At 72.0% G+C, this 22,207-nt stretch carries 21 protein-coding genes; 14 read left to right on the top strand and 7 right to left on the bottom strand.

Annotated elements, in window-relative coordinates; all coding sequences use genetic code 11:
• Window positions 1–10: 10 nt before the first annotated feature.
• The 3 genes from EDD30_RS30200 to EDD30_RS30190 are packed head-to-tail and all read left to right on the top strand — an operon-like array spanning window position 11 to window position 2,642.
• Window positions 11–730: a glycosyltransferase family 2 protein gene (locus tag EDD30_RS30200; protein ID WP_244945453.1), complete on the top strand. Its 720-nt coding sequence runs from the start codon at window positions 11–13 to the stop codon at window positions 728–730.
• On the top strand, window positions 727–1,800 hold the full coding sequence (locus tag EDD30_RS30195; RefSeq protein ID WP_123678586.1) for a cytochrome P450 family protein: 1,074 nt from the start codon (window positions 727–729) through the stop codon (window positions 1,798–1,800). Before EDD30_RS30200 ends, EDD30_RS30195 begins: the two co-directional genes overlap by 4 nt.
• Entirely contained in the window at window positions 1,797–2,642 is an 846-nt protein-coding gene (locus tag EDD30_RS30190) for an NAD-dependent epimerase/dehydratase family protein (RefSeq protein ID WP_071808236.1), read from the top strand. The genes EDD30_RS30195 and EDD30_RS30190 overlap by 4 nt, the downstream gene beginning before the upstream one ends.
• On the opposite strand, the gene EDD30_RS30185 is transcribed toward EDD30_RS30190, so the two are convergent.
• Together EDD30_RS30185 and EDD30_RS30180 are read right to left on the bottom strand one after the other, a co-directional pair.
• Complete coding sequence (locus EDD30_RS30185; RefSeq protein ID WP_071808232.1) at window positions 2,630–3,244, bottom strand: hypothetical protein; 615 nt, start codon at window positions 3,242–3,244, stop codon at window positions 2,630–2,632. The two genes, EDD30_RS30190 and EDD30_RS30185, sit on opposite strands and share 13 nt — an antisense overlap.
• Window positions 3,245–3,310: 66 nt before the next feature.
• Complete coding sequence (locus EDD30_RS30180) at window positions 3,311–3,919, bottom strand: EcsC family protein (protein ID WP_084557087.1); 609 nt, start codon at window positions 3,917–3,919, stop codon at window positions 3,311–3,313.
• A 242-nt stretch (window positions 3,920–4,161) separates the two neighbouring features.
• On the opposite strand from EDD30_RS30180, the gene EDD30_RS30175 reads away from it, so the two are divergent.
• The 4 genes from EDD30_RS30175 (at window position 4,162) to EDD30_RS30160 (ending at window position 10,946) form a co-directional block, all read left to right on the top strand.
• Window positions 4,162–6,516, top strand: a complete 2,355-nt coding sequence (locus tag EDD30_RS30175) for a putative bifunctional diguanylate cyclase/phosphodiesterase (protein ID WP_170208291.1) — start codon at window positions 4,162–4,164, stop codon at window positions 6,514–6,516.
• Window positions 6,517–6,615: 99 nt separating this feature from the next.
• On the top strand, window positions 6,616–8,244 hold the full coding sequence (locus EDD30_RS30170) for a methyl-accepting chemotaxis protein (protein WP_084556992.1): 1,629 nt from the start codon (window positions 6,616–6,618) through the stop codon (window positions 8,242–8,244).
• Window positions 8,245–8,339: 95 nt separating this feature from the next.
• Window positions 8,340–9,245: a proteasome assembly chaperone family protein gene (locus EDD30_RS30165; protein ID WP_071808075.1), complete on the top strand. Its 906-nt coding sequence runs from the start codon at window positions 8,340–8,342 to the stop codon at window positions 9,243–9,245.
• Window positions 9,246–9,401: 156 nt separating this feature from the next.
• Window positions 9,402–10,946, top strand: a complete 1,545-nt coding sequence (locus EDD30_RS30160; RefSeq protein ID WP_071808074.1) for a GAF domain-containing protein — start codon at window positions 9,402–9,404, stop codon at window positions 10,944–10,946.
• Here EDD30_RS30160 and EDD30_RS30155 read toward each other — a convergent pair.
• Window positions 10,943–11,716, bottom strand: coding sequence for an alpha/beta hydrolase (locus tag EDD30_RS30155; protein ID WP_071808073.1), 774 nt, complete (start codon window positions 11,714–11,716; stop codon window positions 10,943–10,945). The genes EDD30_RS30160 and EDD30_RS30155 overlap by 4 nt on opposite strands.
• 29 nt (window positions 11,717–11,745) lie before the next feature.
• The gene (locus EDD30_RS30150) at window positions 11,746–11,952 is read right to left on the bottom strand and encodes a hypothetical protein (RefSeq protein ID WP_143162891.1); all 207 of its coding nucleotides are present in this window, start codon (window positions 11,950–11,952) and stop codon (window positions 11,746–11,748) included.
• Window positions 11,953–12,137: 185 nt separating this feature from the next.
• Here EDD30_RS30150 and EDD30_RS30145 point away from each other — a divergent pair, with 185 nt between their 5' ends.
• The 6 genes from EDD30_RS30145 to EDD30_RS30120 all read left to right on the top strand — a co-directional run bounded on the left by EDD30_RS30145 (window position 12,138) and on the right by EDD30_RS30120 (window position 19,479).
• Complete coding sequence (locus EDD30_RS30145; protein WP_394328298.1) at window positions 12,138–12,782, top strand: hypothetical protein; 645 nt, start codon at window positions 12,138–12,140, stop codon at window positions 12,780–12,782.
• A 609-nt stretch (window positions 12,783–13,391) separates the two neighbouring features.
• A complete protein-coding gene (locus EDD30_RS30140) occupies window positions 13,392–14,264 on the top strand; it encodes a TolB-like translocation protein (RefSeq protein ID WP_084556259.1) in 873 nt (290 codons plus the stop codon).
• Between the two features lie 71 nt (window positions 14,265–14,335).
• A complete protein-coding gene (trmB, locus tag EDD30_RS30135; RefSeq protein WP_071804421.1) occupies window positions 14,336–15,019 on the top strand; it encodes a tRNA (guanosine(46)-N7)-methyltransferase TrmB in 684 nt (227 codons plus the stop codon).
• Window positions 15,020–15,239: 220 nt separating this feature from the next.
• A complete protein-coding gene (locus EDD30_RS30130) occupies window positions 15,240–17,333 on the top strand; it encodes a sensor histidine kinase (protein ID WP_084556255.1) in 2,094 nt (697 codons plus the stop codon).
• A gap of 56 nt (window positions 17,334–17,389) precedes the next feature.
• Window positions 17,390–18,838 (top strand): selenium-binding protein SBP56-related protein, encoded by a 1,449-nt coding sequence (locus tag EDD30_RS30125; RefSeq protein ID WP_071804466.1) that lies wholly within the window; start codon window positions 17,390–17,392, stop codon window positions 18,836–18,838.
• Window positions 18,835–19,479 carry a hypothetical protein gene (locus tag EDD30_RS30120; RefSeq protein ID WP_071804423.1) on the top strand — a complete coding sequence of 215 codons (645 nt, stop codon included), beginning with the start codon at window positions 18,835–18,837 and terminating at the stop codon, window positions 19,477–19,479. The genes EDD30_RS30125 and EDD30_RS30120 overlap by 4 nt, the downstream gene beginning before the upstream one ends.
• A 45-nt stretch (window positions 19,480–19,524) precedes the next feature.
• On the opposite strand, the gene EDD30_RS30115 is transcribed toward EDD30_RS30120, so the two are convergent.
• Window positions 19,525–19,776 carry a hypothetical protein gene (locus EDD30_RS30115; RefSeq protein WP_143162618.1) on the bottom strand — a complete coding sequence of 84 codons (252 nt, stop codon included), beginning with the start codon at window positions 19,774–19,776 and terminating at the stop codon, window positions 19,525–19,527.
• A 496-nt stretch (window positions 19,777–20,272) separates the two neighbouring features.
• Between EDD30_RS30115 and EDD30_RS30105 the strand changes: the two genes are divergently transcribed.
• Complete coding sequence (locus EDD30_RS30105) at window positions 20,273–21,136, top strand: alpha/beta fold hydrolase (RefSeq protein WP_071804426.1); 864 nt, start codon at window positions 20,273–20,275, stop codon at window positions 21,134–21,136.
• 159 nt (window positions 21,137–21,295) lie between these two features.
• Here EDD30_RS30105 and EDD30_RS30100 read toward each other — a convergent pair whose 3' ends face one another.
• Together EDD30_RS30100 and EDD30_RS30095 are read right to left on the bottom strand one after the other, a co-directional pair.
• Window positions 21,296–21,619 carry a glyoxalase superfamily protein gene (locus tag EDD30_RS30100; protein ID WP_244945658.1) on the bottom strand — a complete coding sequence of 108 codons (324 nt, stop codon included), beginning with the start codon at window positions 21,617–21,619 and terminating at the stop codon, window positions 21,296–21,298.
• 286 nt (window positions 21,620–21,905) lie between these two features.
• On the bottom strand, window positions 21,906–22,154 hold the full coding sequence (locus EDD30_RS30095) for a hypothetical protein (protein WP_071804430.1): 249 nt from the start codon (window positions 22,152–22,154) through the stop codon (window positions 21,906–21,908).
• Window positions 22,155–22,207: the final 53 nt, after the last annotated feature.

Genomic DNA, 22,207 nt, shown 5'->3' with positions numbered 1-22,207 from the left:
GGAGCTCGCCGTGGTGGTCCCCGCCTACAACGAGGCGCGGCTGCTGCCCGGGACGCTGGCCGCGCTCGCCGCCCAGTCCGACCGCGACTTCACGCTGGTCGTCGTCGACAACGCGTCCACCGACGGGACCGCGACTCTCGCGGCCGGATTCGCCGGCGACGTCCGGGTGGTGACCGAGACCCGGCCGGGCGCGGGCACCGCCGCCGACACCGGATTCCGGTACGCCATCGCGGGAGGCGCCACGAAGCTGCTGCGCACGGACGCCGACTGCCTGCCCGCCCGGGACTGGGTCGCGACCGGCCGGTCCCTGCTCGACCGGGTGGAGCTGGCGTGCGGCCGCAGCGTTCCCCGCCGCGACGAGAACCCCACCTGGGCGCAACGCAGAATCTATCCCGCCGTGGTGCGCGCCGCGGCCCGCATCGGCCGGTGGCAGCACCGCTCGACGACCGCGCGGGCGCCGTTCGTGCTGGTCCACGGCCACAACCTGGCGGTCACCGCGGACCTGTACGAGCGCTGCGGCGGCACCCCCCGCGAGGCCCTGGAGGACGGCGCCGAGGACGTGACGCTGCTCAACCGGGCCCGCGAGCACAGCGGCCGGATCATCCGCGCCGACAACCTGGTCGTCGAGACGAGCCTGCGACGGCTGCGCGGCTGGGGCCCGCGCCGCACGCTGCTGTGGCACTGGGACCGGCGGTACCGGCCCACCGGCGAAACGGTGCACGTGCGATGAACGCCCGTACCCGGGACCGCAGGGTCTACCTCGGCAGCCACCCGGTGCTGTTCGCCCTGCTCGCGGCCACCCGCCGGCGTCCCGTGCTGCGGCTGGGCGGCACGCTGCTCGTCCACGACCGAGCCGCCTTCGTCGCGGCTCTCACCCGGGTGCCGCTGGACCGGACGGCGCCCGGCACCACCGGCGGGGCGGCCGGGCGGCTGGCGGGCGGCGCGCTCCTCTTCGACCAGCACGGCGCCGAGCATCGCCGTGCCCGCCGGGACGCGGCCGACGCGCTGGGCGCGGCGGGCGTGGCCGAGCTGCGGCCGGGCTGGACGCGGCTGCTCGAACGCCTCCTCGGCCCGCTGGCCGGCGGCGGCGAGGTCGACCTCGTGCCGGTCGCCGCCGAGCTGGCCGGGAGCACCGCCGCCACCCTGCTCGGCGTGACGGCCGACGGGCCGGCGCTCGCCGCGGCGGCCCGCGACGCCGCCGACGCGGCGGCCCGCGCCCACCTGCCCGGCCTGCGCCGCCTGCGCGCCGATGCCGCGGCCCGGACGGCCACGGAGAAACTGACCGCCCTGGTCGCGCCGGACGGCGGGGAACACGCCGCGCTCGCCGCCATGCTCGCGGTGGCCGCGGTCAGCACCACGGTCGCCGTCGTGCCGCGCGCCGCGGCGTGGGCCTGCGACGCCGGCCTCTGGGAGTACGCCGACCGCCCGGCACTGGCCGACGAGCTCCTGCGGGTGACCGCCCCGACACCCCTGCTGCCGCGGGTCGCGGCGGGTCCGGGCGAGCTGCCCGTGCCCGGCGGCTGCCCGGTGCGTTCCGGCGACCGGATGCTGCTGGTCGCCCGGCACGCCCTGGACGCACACCACCTCGACCCCGATCCGCGCCGTCCGGCTCCGGCGCGGATCGCCCAGCTCGCCTTCGGCGCCGGAGCGCACGCCTGCCCGGGGGCACGGGTGGCCCGTACCCAGCTCGGCGACGTGCTGCGGGCGCTGGCGCCGTACCGGCCGGTGGTGGTCCGGGCCCGGGTGGACCGCCGCGCGGCCCTGCCCTCGTGGCGGTCGCTCGTGGTGCGGGCGTCGTGAGGCTGGCGGTGACCGGCGCCTCCGGCTTCTGCGGCACGGCCGTCGCCCGGCTCGCGGCATCCGCCGGGCACGACGTGATCTGTCTCGGCCGGCGTCCGGGACCGGCGGGCGCGTACGTCCGGTGGGACGCCACCCGCGAGCTTCCGGATCTGTCGGGCGCCGACGGGGTCGTGCATCTCGCCGCCGCCGTCGGCGACCCCGGTCCCGGGCGTCGTGCCGAGGCGGCCTACCGGGCGGTCAACGTCGACGGCACGGCCCGGCTGCTGCGCTCGGCCGGGGACCGTCCGGTGGTGTGGGTGAGCAGCGCCAGCGTGTACCGGCCGGGGCCGTACCAGGAGCCGGTGCGCGAGGACCATCCGGTCGGCGGCCAGCGGGGCGCGTACGGTCGCACCAAGGCCGCCGGGGAAAGGCTGGCCCTGGCCGCGGGAGCGGTCGTCCTGCGGCCGCGTGCGGTCTACGGCGACGGTGACCGGCATCTGCTGCCGCGGCTGCGCCGGGTCGTCCGGGGCGGGTACGCGTGGCTACCCGGCGACGACGTGGCGATGAGCCTCACCTCGGTGGGCAACCTGGCGGCGGCCTGCCTGGCGGCGCTGAGCTGGCCCGCCGGGGCGTACAACATCGCGGACGCGACGGCGTACCGGCGCGACGAGGTCCTCGGCCGGGTGCTCGGGGTTCCCGTCCGGCACGTTCCCGCCGGGCTGGTCCGCGGGCTGGCCGCGGTGACGCCGTCGCTGACCCGATACGCCGTCGATCAGCTCACCGACGGCATGGTCCTGGACCTGACCCGCGCCCTCGACCAGGGCTACCGGCCGCGGCTGAGCCTCGCGGACTACTTGGTGTAGATGACGCCCGTGCGCATGATCGTGCCGGCGCGGGTGCCGCCGCCGCTCTGCCGGGTCACGACCGCGTCGAGCGAGAAGACGTAGCCGGTCTTCCGGTCGAGGTTGCGGATCGTGGCGGTCAGCGTCGTGCAGGCTTCCTTCGAGCCGACCCTCACCCAGCCGATGTCCCGTTGCGGCCCGGGCTTGAGGTCCTGGCTGAGCGCGGTGAGGCGGTATTCGACGAGGTTGTTGCCGCTGAAGTCGGTCCAGGTGGCGGTCGCGGTCGTGGTGCCCGCGACGACGTCCAGCGAGGTGATGCGGGAAAAGTGCACCTCGCGCACCGAGCAGGTCGAGCTGGGGACGGCCTGCGCCGCCGATGCCGCCCGCGACGAGACACCAGTGGCGGCGGATACGGTCGGGAACGGATACGGTGGCACGCCGCTCGTGGGACTGGGCGAGGGCGTGGCCTTGCCCTGGGCGACCACGAGCCAGTCGTCGCTGCTGTCGGTCGGGGCCTGCGTGGACGTCGACTCGGCCGGGGTGGCCGAGGAGCCGTTGAGCCCGCCGCAGCCGACCAGCAGGAGGGGCGCCAGGAGCAGCAGCCAGCGTCGGCGGTGCTTCACGCGTTCCTCCCTTCGTCGCACAGACCTCTTGATATCCGTGAGAGATCGTCGGGAGCGGGGGCGACTTTAGGACTCGGCCGCGTACAGCTCCCGCGTGCGCCGGGCCAGGTCCTTGGTGGCGGCGGAGTTGACCCAGGTGCCCAGGACCACGGCGGCGCCCGGCACGATCTTCGCGAACATCCGCTTGGCCGCGCGTACGCCCGCCATCTGGGCCAGCTTGACGCCCAGCCGGAGCATCACGCCGGTGAGCGGCCGGTCGGCGACGCCGGCGAACAGCAGGCTGGCCCGCTCGCGGCCCGCGGCCACTCCCAGGGCCAGGCGTGCCGTCTCGGCGACCTTGTGCACTCTCTGCAGGACGAGCAGGTCGGTGGCGCGCTCGGAGCCGGCCGGGTCGACGCCGTACGCAGCGGCGATGTGCAGCACCATGCGTGCCTGGGTCCAGGCGAGGACGCCGACGTCGACCACCGCGCCGGGCAGCCCGGCGGCGCCCGAGACGGCGCCCGAGAGCCGGGCGTGGTTCAGGAAGCGCTTGACGGCCTGATCGGCCAGGGCCTCGCCGCTGACCCCCGGCTGCTCCTCCCGGGCCCGCTCGGCCCAGCCCCGGGCCTGCGGACCGATCCGGCGGACCGCCTCGAGGGCGAGGTGTTCCGGTGCGTACTGCGGGTCGGCCTTCATTCTGGCCCAGAGGGATCCGGGCAGGCCGGCGTCGTCGGGTTCGTTCACCAGTTCGCTCCGAGGGGCAGGGGGAATGCTGGTGCCATTGTGCCTTGCAGATGCACGTGCACGGCATGGGTTGCCACATTCCCCGCTCCGTGGCCGCACGGCGGCCCTCCCGGACGCGGTGTTCTGCTCATGCGATACCCGGTCCGACCGATAGCGATGACGGAAGCACCAGAGCTCTCGGGAGGCAACGCCGCATGACGGTCGACGAACGGCAGGTGGAGCGGCTGCGGCCGACTCCGGTGCTGCTGACGGCCGCCTCGGTCCTCGTGGCCTCCGTCATACTCTTCGCCGTCAACTACGCCGAGCAGCGTACCCAGGTCGTCTGGGGCTGGTTGCCGGCCATCGTCGGCACCGCCGCCGCGGGCTGGGCGTGCTGGCAGACCGCGTCCGCCGAGGGGCTGGACCGGGTGACCGCGCGCGTCTGGCGTTCCCTGGCCGTGGTCTGCCTCTTCATCGTGCTCGGTGTCGCGGGCGATGCCCGGCACTACGCGCTGAACCCCGGCGCCATGGATCAGGACCACGACATTCCCACCATGATCGCGTACTCGATGGCCCTGGTCGTCCTGCTCTGGACCCTGCTGTGGTTGCCGGTGGGCGCGGGCGGGCGCCGGGACCGGGTCATGGTCCGGTTCCTCCTGGACGCCGCCACGGTCACCGTCACGCTCGGAATCTTCTCCTGGTACCTCATCACCCGGGTGCTCGACGCCTGGCACGACGGCAACGGTGACGCCGTGCCGATCCTCACGCTGACCGCGCTGGGCCTCGTCGGCGCGCTCGCCTTCCTCAAGGTCGCGGTGAGCGGCTTCGGCGGTCTCGACCGGATCTCGCTGCGGCTGCTGGCCATCGGCGCGGTGGTCGGTGCGTCCGGCGGCGGGCTCTTCCCGATCTTCGTGCAGTTGCACCCGGGCCTGAGCGGCTCGATGATGTTCATTCCGGCGACGCTGCTGTGCGTCGCCTTCGCGGCCGACCGGCAGCGCCGGGCGGCCCGGCTGCCGGTACCCGTCCAGCAGGGCGACTCCTTCAGCATCGTCACCTACGTCGCGGTCGCTTGCACCGACGCTCTGCTGCTGGTGGTGAGCAGCGGCGCGGGGCACGTGGTGCTGAACGTCGCCCTGGCCGCGGTCGTGCTGACCGCGCTGGTGGTGGCCCGCCAGATCAACGCCCTCTCCGAGAACGGCAGGCTGCTGCGCCGCGTCGACGCCAGCCTGCTGGAGCTCAACCGCTTCCAACACCAGCTCGAGCACCGCGCGAGCCACGACGCCCTCACCGACCTCGCCAACCGGTCGCTGTTCGAGCAGAGGACGAGCGAGGCGCTCGCCGCGACCGGCGGCGCGATGGACGGCGCCGAGACGCTCAGCCTCGCGCTCATCGACCTGGACGACTTCAAGGCGATCAACGACCGGCTCGGGCACGCCGTGGGCGACGCCCTGCTCGTCGTCGTCGCCGACCGGCTGCGCGAGGCGGTCCGCACCGACGACGTGGTGGCCCGACTCGGCGGCGACGAGTTCGGCCTGCTGCTGCACGGCCTGCGCAGCGACGAGGCGACGGAGGTCCTGGACCGGATCGCGGAGTCGCTGACCCGCCCGGTCCACGCCCTCGGCTACGACCTGCTGGTCAAGGCGAGCATCGGCCTGGCCGAGGTGTGGCCGGAGGCCAGCCCGCAGGAGCTGCTGCGCCGCGCCGACCTGGCCATGTACGCCGCCAAGGAGCGCGGCAAGGGCCGGCACGCCGTGTACGACGCCCGCCTCGAGCAGGACCAGGCGGCCGACGCCCAGCTCGGCGCCGAGCTGCGCCGGGCCCTCGACAACAACGACTTCTCGCTGGTCTACCAGCCGATCGTGGCCCTGCCCGGCGGCGAGTGGACCTCGCTGGAGACGCTGATCCGCTGGAAGCACCCGGAGCGCGGCTTCATCGGGCCGGACGTGTTCATCCCGATCGCGGAGCGCACCGGACTCATCGTGCCGCTCGGCGACTGGATCCTGCGGACCGCGCTGCGGCAGGCCGCCGAGTGGCAGGAGCGCTACGGCGCCGCCGCGCCCGGCGAGATCGGTGTCAACGTGTCCGCCCGCCAGCTTCGGGAGCCGGGCTTCGCCGCCGACGTGCGCGCGGCCCTGGCCGACACCGGCTTCGACCCGGAGAAGCTGGTCGTCGAGGTCACCGAGACCGCGGTCTTCGACGGCGGCATCGCGCTGGACGCCCTGCAAAGCCTGGTCACGCTCGGCGTGCGGATCGCGCTGGACGACTTCGGCACCGGGCATTCCTCGCTCGGCCTCCTGCGCACCTGCCCGGCGGACACGCTCAAGGTCGACAAGTCGTTCGTCGATGGGATCGGCGGCCGCTCGGAAGAGGCGGTCATCGCCACCGCGATGATCCAGATCACGAACGGCCTGCACCTGCAGGCCATCGCCGAGGGAGTGGAGACCGCCGAGCAGGCCGACACCCTCTACCGGCTCGGTTACCGCTTCGCGCAGGGATACCACTTCTCCCGGCCGTTGTCCGCCGCCCAGGTCGACGAGCACCTGGACGCGCACCGACCGCTGACCGTGTGAGTTCGGTCTAACGGATACCACCTCAGTGAACCCGGACGACAACCGATAGTGGGAAGGGACGATTCCGTCCCGTATCCCCTACCGCGAGGTCGCCACCACATGCCATCCGCCCTGAAGACTGCACAGTCGCCGCCCGGCCGCACCGGCGGCGGCAATCCGCTGCGCGCCTGGGTCGGCAACCGGTCGCTCAACACGAAGATCCTGATCATCGTGGGCGCGATGACGATCGTCGCGGCCACGGTGGCGGTCGTGGCCCTCGCCCGCCTGGCCGCCGTCAACACCGTCGGCGAGAAGCTCTACCAGGAGAGCTACGTGGGGTTGCAGCAGTTGAACCGGGTCACCTCGGACGTCGGCTCGATGCACGGCTACGTGATGGGCTACGGCCAGACGCCGGCGCCGGAGCTCGCGGCCATGATCAAGGAACTCGACGGCCGCATCGACGCGACCACCTCCGCGTACCGGGCCAAGTCGGTCGATCCCGCGCTGATGGACGAGACAATGGCGCTCTGGGGCAAGTACAAGACCGCCCGCGACGCCTTCATGAAGACCGCCGAGGCCGGCGACCCGAGGGCCACCATCGCCGCCCGCCAGGAGCATCTGATCCCGGCCATCCTCGCCTCCAAGGAGAAGCTCGAGCAGCTCACGGCGAAGGAAGACGAGGGCGCCAAGGAGCGGGTGGCCGCCGTCGCCGACGCGAACACCTCGGCACGGGTCATCGTCATCTCCACGTTGGTGATCGGCCTGGCCCTCGCGACCCTGCTCGGCCTGGGCATCGCGCGCAGCATCGTGGCGCGGGTGCGGACGGTCTCCCACGTCATCGACGGCATCGCCGAGGGCGATCTGACCCGCACCGCCGGCCTGCGGACCAAGGACGAGGTCGGCCGCATGGGCGACCAGCTCGACCGGGCCACCGTCACGCTGCGCGAGACGATCACGCGGATCACCGGCAGCAGCCACACCCTGGCCGGCTCCGCGCAGGAGATGGCCGAGGTGAGCAACCGCATCGCGGTCAACGCCGAGCAGACCAGCTCGCGCGCCGACCTCGTCTCGACCGCCGCCGGCTCGGTGAGCGGCAACGTCGACACCGTCGCCGCCGCCAGCGAGGAGATGACCGCCTCGATCCGGGAGATCGCCGGCAGCGCGACCGACGCCGCCGGCGTGGCCCGCGGCGCGGTGGAGGTCGCCCAGTCGGCGAACAGCACGGTCGCCAAGCTCGGCGTCTCGTCCGCCGAGGTCGGCAACATCGTCAAGGTGATCACCTCGATCGCCGAGCAGACCAACCTGCTCGCGCTCAACGCCACCATCGAGGCCGCCCGGGCCGGCGAGGCGGGCAAGGGCTTCGCGGTGGTCGCCAGCGAGGTCAAGGATCTCGCGCAGGAGACCGCCAAGGCGACCGAGGAGATCTCGAACCGCATCCAGGCGATCCAGACCGACACCTCCGCCGCGGTCGACGCCATCGGGGAGATCGCCGCGGTGATCGAGCGGATCAACGCGTACTCGGACACCATCGCCTCGGCGGTGGAGGAGCAGACCGCCACCACCACCGAGATCGGGCGCAGCGTCGCCGAGGCCGCGAGCGGTTCGACCGAGATCGCCCACACGATCTCGGGCGTGGCCGAGGCGGCGCAGAGCACCAACGAGGGCGTGGCCGAGTCCCGGCGCACCGCGGGCGAGCTGGCCCGCCTCGCCGAGGAACTCCAGTCGCTGGTGGGACAGTTCCGCGTGTGACGGTCGGGAATCCGCGGGAATGAACCCCCGTACGCGGGCGTTGTCCTCCTATCGCCCGTGGGTCCACGGGCGAGGCACATGAGGAGGTCCGCAGCGTGCTCGACCCACACGGGCTCTACGAGTTGGCCGACGACCTGCCTGAGCTGGACGGCGTGGTGCTCGTCCAGGCGCTCACGGGGTTCGTCGACGCGGGGAGCGCCATCCAGCTCTCCCGGCAACACCTTCTGGAGCAGTTCGAGGGACGCGTCCTGGCGACGTTCGACCTCGACCAGCTCCTCGACTACCGCTCCCGCCGACCTCCGATGATCTTCGTCGAGGATCACTGGGAGAGCTACGAGCGGCCCAGCCTGGCGCTGCACCTGTTGCGGGACCTGACCGGCACGCCGTTCCTGCTGCTCGCCGGCCCCGAGCCGGACCTGCAGTGGGAACGCTTCATCAAGGCCGTACGCGCTCTCATCGAGCGCTTCGGCGTCAGCCTGACCGTCGGCCTCAATGCGATCCCGATGGCCGTGCCGCACACCCGGCCGGTCAGCGTCACCGCGCACGCCACCGACCGCCGCCTGCTCGGCGAGCGCGACTCGTGGCTGCAGCGGGTGCAGGTGCCGGCCAGCGTCGGCAACCTGCTGGAGTTCCGCCTCGGCGAGTCCGGCCACGACGCCATGGGGTACGCCGCGCACGTACCGCACTACCTCGCCCAGACCACGTACCCGGCCGCGGCCGAGCTGCTCGTCGAGTCGGTCGCCAACTCGACCGGCCTGGTGCTGCCCACCGCGGCGCTGCACGAGGCCGCCGCCGAGATACGCGAGGAGATCGACAAGCAGGTCGCCGACGACGAGCAGGCGAGCCGCCTGGTGACCTCTCTGGAGGGCCAGTACGACGCGTTCCTGCGGGGTCGCACCGGCAACCTGCTGGCCGAGCCCGGCGGGGCGCTGCCGAGCGCCGAGGAGCTGGGCGCGGAGCTGGAACGGTTCCTCGCCGAGCAGGCCCGCGACACCGACTGAGCGGTGCGGCCGGGGCGCCCGGGGCGCCCCGGCCACGGCCGTCCTTCCGGAGCACCGCCGCACGTCGCGGCCGGTTCCGTCAATCGGCAGCCGAAAGGGTCCGACCTGCCCCAGAATGGGACAGGTCAGGCGGGCGTCGAGTGACAGGAGTGTCCGGTGGTCTCCTTCCGATCGCGGGCGACGGCGGATCCGGTCGCGTTGCGCCCCATTCCCCGCGACGTCGAGAGTCTCGAGAAGCTGATCTCCGATCTCGAGACCGTCCGCGACGAGGACTCCGCCTGGCGGGTCACCGTGGACAGCACGGTGGCCTCGCACAACTTCAGCTACGGCGCCGTCTGGCTGCCCGACGGCAATGGCCAGGTCGCCATCCAGTACGAGACCGGCTCGATCGTCCGAGAGCTGGACGCCGTGATCTCCGGGCAGTCGGCGCCCATGGACGCCGGCCTGGTCGGCCGGGCGGCCCGCACCAAGCAGCCGGTGTACGTCGACGCGCTCGACCAGTGCGAGGACTGCCTGCGCTGCCAGGCGGCCGCGCGAGCCGCGATGGAGGCGGCCGTGGTCATGCCGGTGCTGCGGGACAACCAGGTCATCGCGGTGCTCGAGTACTACTCGGCCGAGCCGATGTACATCGACGGCCCGCGGACCGAGAAGTGGGCGTCCATCGCCCGCATCGCCGAACGCGCCCGGTTCTCCGCGCTCGCCGCCGCCGAACTGCGCCAGGTGGCCGATGACCGCCTCGCCGTGACGAACGTGGTCACCGCCCTCGGCGAGGCCAGGGACGTGCCCACCACGCTGCGGATCGCCCTCGACTCGGTACGGACCGCCTTCGGCTGGGCGTACGGCTCGTACTGGGAGGTCGACGAGGTCGACCAGGTCCTCAAGTTCGCGGTGGAGTCCGGCTCGGCCGGCGACGAGTTCCGCAAGGTGACCCTCGCGGCCACCTTCGCCGAGGGCGTCGGCCTCTCCGGACGCGCCTGGCGGGCCAAGGATCTCGTGTTCGTCCACGACATCGGCGAGCTGACCGACTGCGTCCGGGGACCGGCGGCGCAGGCGGCCGGCGTACGGTCGGGCGTCTGCTTTCCCGTGGTGAGCCACGGCCGGATCATCGGCACCATGGACTTCTTCACCACCGAGTACATCGAGCTGTCGGAGTCGCGGGCGTCCGCCCTGCGCAACGTGGCCCAACTCGTGTCGCAGCGGCTCGACATCGTCCGCGGCAACGAGGTGGCGGCGGCGAACGCCCGCTCCCTGCTCGACACGGTGTCGCGGCTGCGCGCCGCCAGCGACGATGCCACCCGGGTGGCCCAGGACGCCGTCTCCCGGGCCTCGGAGATGACCCAGGAGGTCGAGGCGCTGGGCCAGGCGTCGACCGCCATCGGCGACGTCATCAAGATCATTTCGTCCATCGCGGACCAGACCAACCTGCTCGCCCTCAACGCGACCATCGAGGCGGCCCGGGCCGGCGAGGTCGGCCGCGGCTTCGCGGTTGTCGCCGGCGAGGTCAAGGACCTGGCCCGGGAGACCGCCGAGGCCACGCAACGGGTGTCGGAACAGATCAACGGCATCCAGAACAGCGCGCGTACGGTCTCCGCGGGCATCCTGACGACGAGCGAGACCATCGGGCAGATGGACGCCGTGCAGGCCCGCATGAACGAGGTGCTCGAGGAGCAGGCGCGGATGGCATCCGCGCTGCAGGCCTAGTTCTTCAGCGGCAGCCAGTCCAGGACATTCTGGATCTGGACGTCCCAGTAGCCCCACTCGTGCGCGCCCGGCCCGAACTCGGCGTCGATGGCGACGCCGTACCGGTGGCAGGTCGCGACGAAGCGCTCGTTCTGGGCCACAAGGTGATCCTCGGTGCCGCACCGCAGCAGCAGCCGGGGCAGTTCCTCGCCGGCGTCCGCGACAAGATGCAGCAGGTCGTCGACGGTCCCGGCGACCGGCCGGTCCCCGAACACCCGCGCCATCAGCTCGGTCATGTGCGGCCGCTTGTCCCACTCGTACATGTACGCGAGGTCCAGCGCCCCGGAGAGACTGGCCGCGGCGGCGAACCGCTCGGGCTGCCGCAGCGCCCACTTGAAGGCGCCGTACCCGCCCATGGAGAGCCCGGCGACGAAGGTGTCCTCGCGCCGGGTGGAGACCCGGAAGAAGGACGAGACCACCTCGGGCAGCTCCTCGGAGAGGAACGTCCAGAACCTGGCGCCGTACCGCTCGTCGGCGTAGAAGCTGCGGTGCACCTGCGGCATGACGACCGCGATCCCTTTGGCGGCGGCGTACCGCTCGAGCGAGGTGTACCGCGTCCAGGCGGTGTCGTCGTCCGTCAGCCCGTGCAGCAGGTAGAGCACGGGCGGAGCGGCGTCGCCCGCCCGGCCGCTGAGCCCGATCTGCGTGCTCGCCGCCTGCGGCAACAGCACGGTCATGGTCGTGGCGAGTGCGAGGGCCTCGGACGAGAAGTCACACCGGATCAATGCCATCGCACCAGTATGGAATATCCGCTCGCGCGTCACGTGCCCGCGTTTCTCACCGCGGGAGAGCCGCTCGTTACCGCGGCGCCGCGGCGACGGCTTGTCAGCCAGGCGACGACGCCGACGGAGACGGCGACGGCCATCAGCGGCGAGCCTGACCAGCCACCCTGGACCATCACCCAGCCACCGAAGCCGAGGAGTGCGACAGCCAGAACGCCGCTGAGCAGGATGAGCGCAAGACGCATGAAAGCCACCTCGTGTGGATCTCCACGATCAGCCCGGCACGGTGGGCGGGACGGTTCGGTGTGGTTGCCGTCTGGCGTCATCTCGCCCCCCGGCCGGATCGTTGGGAATGTCGTACCCGTCGATTAGAATGTGTGTACGAAAACAGCGTCTGAGCTGCGGGGAGATCACAGTGACCACGCCCGTTTTGTCCACTTCGGTGCCCACGATCCCGCCCTATGCGACCATGCTCGGCTTCACGCGCTACGTGGCGCGCACGGGGCCGGCGAAAGCGACGTTCGTGGGCGGCCTGCGCCGCCAGCGTGAGCGCCGCACCGGCTTCAACCCGCACGGCCAGCTCGTGAAGGCCCTCAAGGCCGACATCGGCTTCCGCACCGGGGGCAGCTATCTCACGAACGTCGTCGACCTGGTGAAGCCGCGCTGGAAGCCGCTCTACGAGGCGATCAGCGCCGGCGCCCTGACCTACCTGCACTCCCTCGGCGACCCGGCGGACGTGAGTCTCGCCCAGATCCGCGAGGCGCTCGCCTCGGTCGGCCCGCTGGCGGTGAAGGTCAACCCCCACTTCGGACTCCGGCTCGCGGACAACCGCCGGGAAGCGGTCCGTCTGCACTTCGACGAGCAACCACCCACGCCGGAGCTCGTCACGGCGACCCTGCACCTGATGGCCCGCCACATGGACCAGATCCTGCCGGATGCGGAGCCGGTCCTGGTGGATCTGAGGCGCGGGACGACGCACCGGATCGACCCGGCAGCCAGGACGGGCGACGTGGAGCGCTGGCTGGCGGGCGAGGCCGCGGCGTTCACCGCCATGTGGACCGCGACGGCCGCCTGACCTGCCGGCCTGCCCCGGGGGGCGGGCCCGGGGCAGGCCGGGTCCGGAGCGGGGCAGGTCGGGCGGGCCGGGGCGGGGCCGGGCCGGTCCGGGGGCCGGGCGGGCCGGGCCGGGGCCGGAGCATGCAGGCCGGGCATGCAGGCCGGGCATGCAGGTGGGGTCGGGCAGGCCGGGGACGTCGGGTCGGCGAGGCCGGGCCAGGTCGCGGCAGGCCACGCGTAGCCGGGACCACGCAGATCCCGGGACCGGGCAGATCCGGGGACCGGGCAGAGTGCCCGGCCTGGCGGCCGGCCTGAGGCCGGCTCCAGGGAGGGTCTGGAGGGATTCCGGCAGCGAGGCTCGCGGGCGCGGCGCGCTTTCTGGGGGGCGGCGGGGGATCACCGGCGTGCGAGGTCGTCCGAACGGTCCGGATTTATCTGGGTTTCGGAGTGGGAACCGCTTAGGTGCAGGCCGGTTGCGACGATGTCTCCGGTGTAAGCGGGGGCGAGACGTCGGGGGGCGTTGGTCATGTCGGTCATGGGGCGGGTTACGGGAAGTCTTCTCACGGCGGCGGCGGGGCTTGCCGGGGTGGCGATCGCGGCGCCCGCCTCTGCGGCTTCGGTGCCGAGCATGGCGACGCTGGTCGCCTATGTGCGGGGCGGGGACGTGTACGTCAGCAAGGGTTCCGCCGAGACCCGGCTGACCACCGGCGGTGGCTGGTCGCGGCCGCAGTGGGCGCCGAACGGGAAGTCGATTGCGCTGCTCAAGGGCGGTCAGTTGTGGACCATGAAGGCCGACGGCAGCGCGAAGCGGCGGGTCACGACGCGGGCCGCGGCCGGGGCCTCGTGGTCGCCGGACGGCCGGTTCCTCGCCTTCGCGTCGCTGTCGTGCTCGGGTGGGCCGGGGGTTTACAAGATCTCTGCCACCGCGGTGAACGCCGTGCCAGAGGTCGTGTTTCCTTCGTACTGCCGGGGCGAGGAGCTGCCGGCCGAGCCCGCGCCGCGGACCGCGCCCACCGGGTCGCTCAGTGAGCGGCTGCGTGCCGACGATGCCGTCGCCTGGTCGCCGGACGGGACCAAGGTGGCCTTCCGGGGCGGGGACTGCGAGTCGATCTACGACGCGTGCCTGACCGTGGGCACCATCGCCACCGGCGGGGAGAAGACCGTGGCCGCGTACGGCGGGGGCAGCCGGCAGAACTCCGGCTTCGCCGTCCTGCCGACCTGGCGCCGCGACGGGGCGAAGCTGGCGTGGACCGCGTACCAGAAAGGTGAGACCCCGGCCGACGACCAGCCCGTGCACGTCGTGGAGTACGACATCGCGACCGGGGCGACGCGGACCGTCGGCGCCAGCCAGGATCGGGAGCTCGCGTACGTCGACTCGGCCCGTGCGGTCGCGACCGGCACCCACAGGAACGGGTCCTGGGTGATGGTGGTCAACCTGACCACCGGCGCGCGCACGCCGTTCCACCAGGGTTCGCAGCCGAGCGTCCAGCCGAAGCGATAACGCCCGCGGGCATATGCCGCAGCACGCCGGTCCGGATTCGGGCCGGCGTGGTGCGTATCGTGGGGCGCCTGATGAGCGACACGACCGAGCGGGCGATCCGTACCTTCCACCCCCGTCGCGGCCGGATGAGCAACCGGCACGCCGACGCCTTCGCCGAGTTGTGGCCCGAGCTCGGGCTGACCGTCGTCGACGGGGATCGCAGACCGCTCGATCTGCGCGAGTTGTTCGGGCGGGACGCTCCGCGCGTACTCGAGATCGGGTTCGGCATGGGCGAGTCGACCGCGGCCATGGCCGCGGCCGACCCCGGCCGGGACTATCTCGGGATCGAGGTGCACACGCCGGGCATCGGCAACCTGCTCGCCCTGGTCCGCGAGCGCTCCCTGACGAACGTACGGGTGGCGCACGGCGACGCGATGGAGCTTGTACGCCGCCTCGCGCCCGGCAGCCTGGACGCCGTGCACGCGTTCTTCCCGGATCCGTGGCCGAAAGCGCGGCACCACAAGCGGCGGCTGATCCAGCCCGCGCACGTCGCCCCGCTGCGGGAGCGGCTGCGGCCCGGCGGCACGCTGCACTGCGCCACCGACTGGGCGCACTACGCCGCGGCGATGGCGCAGACGCTCGATGCCGACCCTGGCCTCGCCAATGCGCACGGTGGCTTCGCCCCGCGTCCGGCGCACCGGCCCGTGACGAAGTTCGAGCAGCGGGGCGTCCGGGCCGGGCGGGAGATTTTCGACCTCGTGTACCGACGACGCTGAGTCGGTTTGCCGTTCTTACGGCTTTCGCGCCCGTACCCTGGGAGGCGGAGGTCGGAGCATGCCACAAAGCGATCTGGGCCTCGCGCGCCTGGAGAGCCTGCAGGGCCCGACGCCCCTGGGGCGGGTGGGCAGTGCTGGTGCCAACGGGATTCCGCCCGGCGGCGGCCAGACCCCTCCCCCGGCCGAGCACAGAGAAACCGGCGAAACTCCCGAAAGCAGCATGGAAACGCCCGCAACCGACCACGGCCCGGCCACCCCAGGGGACGACGCCGACATCCCGCGCGCCGCGCTGATCAGCGACGCCGCCGACCAGGTGGCCACGCTCGTGGCACGGGCGGTGCACGCGCGCTGCGGCGTCGTCTATTTCGTCGACGGCGACCGGCTGGTGCTGTACGGCGGGTACGGCCTCCCGCTGCCCCGCGCCGACTACGCCGACATCCCGATCGAGAACACCCTCGCCGGCATCGTCGTGCGCACGGGTGCGGATCTGGTCATCGACGACCTCACGACCGACGAGCGGGTCCCCGCCGGCTCGCCCATCCGCCGGCACGGCCTGGCCGGTTCCTACCTGGGCCGGCCGATCCGCGACGAGCGCGGAGCGATCATCGGGGTGTGCTGCGCCTTCGACGCCGAGGCCCGCCGGTGGAGCGACGACGACCGGGCCGCGGTGGCCGCGGCCGCGCAGGTCGGCACGCTGCTCATCGCCGAGCGGCTGTCCGGGTACGAGATCGACCGGCAGCGTCGCTTCCTCGACGCCGTGCTGGACAGCCTGCACGACGGCGTGACGGCATGCGACGCCGACGGGCGGATCCTGCTGGTCAACGCCCGCATGCAACAGCTCTGGGATGCCGCGCGGATGCCGGGCGACCTCGACAGCGACGCGGTCCTCGCGCATCTCACCGACGGCGACGGGAATGCGGTCAGGCCCGAGGAGATATCGCTGCACCGGGCCCTGCGCGGCGAGCGGCTGCGGGACCACGAGCTGATCTTCTCGGGGCAGGGACGGCGGACGCGCCACTACGTCGTCGACGCGCAGCCGATCATCGGGCCGGACGGACGTACCCTCGGCGCGGTCCAGGCCGTGCAGGACGTCACCCGGCGCAAGCGGGCCGAGCGGTTCCGCACCTGCGAGCTCCACGTCATCACCGCGCTGGCCGACGCGCCGAGCGTGGAGGCGGCCGGCCCGCGGGTGCTGGAGTCGATCGTCCGGACGCTGGGCTGGACGCACGCCGAGTTGTGGCTGGCCGACGACGCCGCCGGGGTGGTCCGGTCGGCCGCACAATGGCACACGCCCGAGTGGCCCGACGGGATCGAGGTGCCGGCGGAGCTGCCGTACGGCACCGGGCTGGCCGGGCGGGCCTGGCAGGCCGGCAAGCCACTGTGGATCCGGGACGTCGGGCTCCCGCAGAGCCTCATCTCTGCGCAGACCGCGGCGGAGTCGCAGTTGCACGCGGCCCTGGCGATCCCGGTGCGCAACGGCCTGGAGACGCTCGGGGTACTCACCGTCTTCGCCGACAGCGCCGAGGACGCCGACGACGAGCTGGTCGCGCTGATGTCCGGGATCGCCGCGCACATCGGCCAGTTCGTCGAGCGGCGCACGGTCGACGACCTGCAACGGCAGTTGACCCGTACGAAGAACGAATACCTGGCGTTGGTCGGGCACGAACTGCGGACGCCGCTGACGTCGATCGGCGCGTACACCGAGCTGCTGCGCGATGCCGACTCCGAGATGCTGGTGCGGGAGGGGCCCCGGATGCTCGAGGTGATCGACCGCAACACCACCCAGTTGCGGCACATCATCGAGGAACTGCTGGAACTCTCCGCCCTGGACGCCGGCCACGCCTCGGTGCAGTTCACCCCGGTCGACCTCGCCGAGGTGGTGCGCGAGTCGGTCACCCGTACCCGCAAGGCGATCGAGCACGAACCGCTCACCGTCGAGGAGAGCCTGCCCGAGCGGCTGGTGCTGCCCGGCGATCGGCGTCGGCTGGGACAGGTCGTGGACAACCTGCTCGGCAACGCGGTCCGGTTCAGCCCGGACGGCGGGCGCATCACCGTACGCCTGAGGGTGGCCGGCCGGGCCGCCGAGCTGGCGGTCTCCGACACCGGGGTGGACGTGCCCACGGACGAGCGGGAGAAGATGTTCACCGGCCTCTACCGGACCAGCCGCGTCCGCGACCAGGCCATCCCCGGCTCGGGGCTCGGCCTGACGCTGAGCCGTGCCGTGGTGCAACGACACCACGGCAGCATCGAGCTCAGCGAGCACGATGGCCCCGGCACCACCGTCCTCGTCCGCCTTCCGCTGGACGCCCGTTGACCACCTGTTGACAGGTGACCCTGTTCACCGGGCCGGCGCCGGACGAGGATGTCGGTATGACCCGGTGGACACCCGATCCGACGTTCTACGCCTCGCCACGGGAAGCGCTCACGGCCCCCGCCGAGCGCCTCGCCTACGTCGCGGCCTTCGACCGCTCCGCCACCCGACCGGACGCCATCGCCGTCCTGGACACCGATCCCCATTCGCCGACGTACGCGAAGGTCGTGGGGTGGACCGACCTTCCGCACACGGGCGACGAGCTGCACCACTTCGGCTGGAACGCGTGCAGCAGCGCGCTGTGCCCGACGGCGCCGCACCCGCATGTCGAACGCCGTTACCTGATCGTCCCCGGGCTGCGCTCCTCCCGGCTGTACGTGCTCGACACCAAGGACGATCCGCGCAACCCGGTGCTGGTCAAGGAGATCCCGGCCGAGGAACTGGCCGCCAAGGCGGGCTACTCGCGGCCGCACACCATCCACTGCGGACCGGACGGCATCTACGTCTCGGCGCTGGGCGGCGGCTCCTCCGAGGGCCCCGGCGGCATCGCGGTGCTCGACCACACGACCTTCGAGGTCCGCGGGGCGTGGGAACGCGACCGCGGCGACCAGTATCTCGCGTACGACTTCTGGTGGCACCTCACCCGCGACGTGCTGGTGTCCTCGGAGTGGGGCACGCCGTCGATGATCGAGAACGGGATCGACCCCGAGCTGCTCGTCGGCCGCAAGTACGGCCACCGCATCCACTTCTGGGATCTCGCCAAGCGCTCCCTCGTGCAGACCGTCGACCTCGGCGACCAGTACCAGATGCCGCTGGAGCTGCGCCCGGCCCACGACCCCCGCAAGGAGTACGGCTTCGTCGGCGTCGTCACCAGCGTCGAGGACCTGTCCGCCTCGGTCTGGATCTGGCACCGCGAGCGAGGGCAGTCTTCAGGCCGGTCAGGGGTGGCGGCGGGGTGGTCGGACGGGGACTTCAATGTCACCAAGGTCATCGACATCCCCGCCGAGCCGGCCGATACCGCGGACCTGCCCCCGGCACTACAACCCTTCGGCGCGGTGCCCCCGCTGATCACCGACATCGACCTCTCGGTCGACGACCGCTTCCTCTACGTCTCCTGCTGGGGCACGGGAGAACTCAAGCAGTACGACGTCTCCGACCCCTTCCACCCGAGAGAGACAGGCGCGATCCGCCTGGGCGGCATCGTCGGACGCGTGGCACACCCCGCCTCCCCCACCGAACGCCTCGCGGGCGGACCACAGATGGTGGAGATCTCGCGCGACGGCCGGCGGGTCTACGTCACCAACTCGCTGTACGGCTCCTGGGACGACCAGTTCTATCCGGACGGCGTCGGCGCCTGGATGGCCAAGATCGATGTGGACACCGAGACCGGCGGCATGACGCTCGACGAGCGCTTCTTCCCGCACGGCGACGACTTCCGAGGCCTGCGGGTGCACCAGACGCGGCTGCAGGGCGGCGACGCCTCGTCCGACTCGTACTGCTTCCCGTGACAGGTGGTCACCTCGCCGCACTCGCCGCCCTGGGCGCCTTCCACGGGCTGAACCCCGCGATGGGCTGGCTCTTCGCCGTGGCCCGCGGCATGCAGGAGGCCAGCCGTACGGTGCTGCTCACGTCCCTACCCCCGATCGCCGCCGGACACCTCGCCTCGGTGGCGATCGTGGCGGCCGTGGTCTCGGCGACGGAGTCCGCCGTGGCGGGCAACACGGTCGCGATCGCGGGCGGCGTCGTGCTGGTCGGCTTCGGCCTGTGGCGACTGCTGTCGGCGCGGCACTTCCGGTGGGCGGGCATGCGGCTGTCGCCCGGCCAGCTCGCAGGCTGGTCCTTCCTGATGTCCTCGGCGCACGGGGCTGGTCTGATGCTCCTTCCGGTCCTGGCCACGACGTCGGTGGCCACGACCGGGCACGCGACACACACGGCGCCGCTGGCGGGAGTACCGGCCGGCGCCCTCACCGGCATCCTCGCCGCGACCGTCCACACGGTGGCGATGTTCACGGTGCTGGGCGTGTGCGCGGTCGGGGTCTATGAGTGGGCCGGGCTGAGACTGCTGCGGCACGCGTGGTTCAACGTGGACAGACTGTGGGCCGCCGTGCTGGTGACGGCGGGCGCCCTGACCATCGCCCTGACAGCCTGACGTCGACAGATCACGATGATGGTCTGAGCGCCCCGCTACACATGTCTACACGTAGACGTAACCGATCATGTGCACGTAGGTCTGCATCGACGTGCAGCGGTAGAAGTCCCACTTTCCGCGGGATCGACCGTCTTTTCCGTAGGCCTGACAATCCGCCGATGCGGCCGGACCCGAGAAACTGGCTCCGTCGACCGGAACGTACGTCACCGCGGACGCTGCCTGTGGCGTCGCCAGCAGACCGACCGCCACCATTGTCGCCGTCGCGCCCAGCGATGCCATACGCATGCGTACCGACATATCACACCTCACCCAAGGGAAGACATTGAAGTCTCACCATAGGTCGCATGTGGACTCGCGGTCCTCAGATGCCGTGTGAGGCTTCTGTAAAGGTTACCGCTGGGCAGACCCTGAGGCGGTCGCCGGCAGCGGAGGCAGAATCAGCGGCCTCGTCCGGTCCAGGTGGGCGACCCTGAACCTACAGCCGGAGGGATTCCAGGCCCTCGGCGACGCCTCCATCAAGGCGTCCTCGCCTACTACCGATCGGCTCACAGGCGCGTCGCTTGTCGGCGTTGCTCAGGCCCGGTGGCCGGCTCGGGGCCGGTCCCCACCCGTGCGCGGAAAGGCGGGCAATGGCCGGACAGGATCGGGACGGAAGTCGCGCCATGTCCCGTCGAACGGGAATGCGGCGGCTTCGATGTCCTGGATGACGCGTTTTTCCGGCCGGGCTGCGGTTGTGCCGCCAGTAGATCAAGCAGCCGAATGGAGGATGCTTGCGACCCGGTATCTTGCGGACATGTATCGGACGATCGCCGTTGACGGGTTCCGGCTAGCGTACGAGCGGACAGGAACGGGTCCCGCCGCGGTGTTGCTGCACGGCTGGCCGAGCGACCGGAGCGAGTACCGCGATGTCGTCCCGCTGCTCCCGACGGTGGACGTCGTGGTGCCGGACCTTCGCGGTTTCGGCGCGTCCGACAAGCACCCGGTCGAGCCGAGCAGCGGGTACAGCGCCGAGGCCCAGGCTCGCAGTGTCATCGCGCTGATCGAAGAGCTCGGGCTGGACCGGCCGGTTCTCGGGGGCCACGACATCGGCAGCAGAGTCGCGCAGGCCGTCGCCCGGCAACGGCCGGATCTGGTCCGGGCGTTGGTCCTCACGCCGCCGCTGCCGGGCATCGGCGAGCGGATCCTGGCACCGGCGGCGCAGCAGGAGTTCTGGTACCTGCCCTTCCACCAGCTCCCGATCGCTGACGAACTCATCGACGGCAGCCCGGACGCCGTGCGCCGATACCTGCGCCACTTCTGGATGCACTGGTCCGGCCCCGGATTCACGCTCACCGACGACCACCTCGACCACCTCGTCTCGGTGTACGCCGAGCCAGGCGCGTTCACCGCGTCCATCGGCTGGTACCGCGTGGGTGCCGGCGGGCTCGCCCGGGTAGTGGCCGAGCGGGCACCGCAGCCGGCGGAGCGGATCGCCGTGCCGACCACGGTGCTGTGGCCCGACCACGACCCGTTGTTCCCGTCCGCCTGGTCCGACCGGCTCGACCAGTTCTTCGCCGACGTGCGGTTGCAGCACGTCGACAGCGGGCACTTCCTACCGCTGGAACGCCCTCGGGAGTTCGCCGCAGCCGTGGCCGCAGCGGCCGCACCGTCCGCTTGAGCAACGGCAGCGGCAACTCCGTCAGCCGGCATGCGGCGACAGGGCCGAACGCGGTGTGGCCGACGTCCTCTCCGCCGTCGAGTGCTTCTACGCCGGCGAGGAACCCGACAGCGCAACGTCGTAGCGGACTCGGGTTCGTGGTCGGGCGGCGGATGCCGCTCAGCGGTGAGTGCTACCGAGTCGCAGCCTGTTCCCGTCCGGGTCGGTCACCTGGATCTCGGGCCCCCACGGGGCTTGTTCGACGGCGACGTCGAACTCGGCCGCTACCGCGTCGAGGTCATCGACGTTGAGGTAGAGCAACGTGCCGGGACGGGCGTCGTCGCGATGCTCGGACAGGAAGATCTGCATCCGGCCTCGCGAGATGCACACGAAGAGCGGAAATCCGGTTTCGAAACGGTGTTCCCACTGCTTGGCGAAACCCAGCCGGGCATACCAGGCCACGGCGGCTTCAGCGTCGCCGGTGTGCAGAATGGGTGTGATCATCTCGTCCACGGGACCATCGTGACAGGCGACTGCCTGCCGGCTTCCGCGACGAGGCGGGTTGTGGGCAGCGGTGATCGTGACGGCGGGCTCACTGACGATCGCCCTGACGACAGAGGTGTGCGCTCCGTGGATCAGGCGTGCGGGTCGGTGCTCTGCCGGGCGGCAGCGATGATCCGGCGCCGGGCTGCCTCCCTTTCCTCCGCCTGCCAGGCCCGTGCCGCTTCCAGGACGGCCCGCCGAACGCGGCGCCGGACCCACGGCAGACGACGCCACCATCGATGGCTGATCACACCGCACCCGCCTCGGTCCAGACCATCAACACATGCCGAATTCCGGTGGTGCGGGCGACGGCCGCCACGACGTCGTCGACCGTCGCGTGCCCGGTGCGTAGCTCGACGGCCGGGATGGACAGCGACCATCCGTCGCGGTGCCGATGGGCGGCCGCCACGAGGCGTCCGCACAACGGGCGCGGCTCATCCGCGTCCCGGAAGGTCACGATGGCGTCGGCACGGGTCTCGGTGAAGGGCCGAATCATCTACCCAGCGTCGTCGATCGATCACGGATGGCGCGACGACGGAGGCGGCGCCT

The organism is Couchioplanes caeruleus (assembly GCF_003751945.1).
GTDB classification, from domain to species: domain Bacteria; phylum Actinomycetota; class Actinomycetes; order Mycobacteriales; family Micromonosporaceae; genus Actinoplanes; species Actinoplanes caeruleus.
The sequence above is the reverse complement of the archived record's forward strand: the minus strand, read 5'-3'. Positions and strand labels throughout refer to the sequence as shown.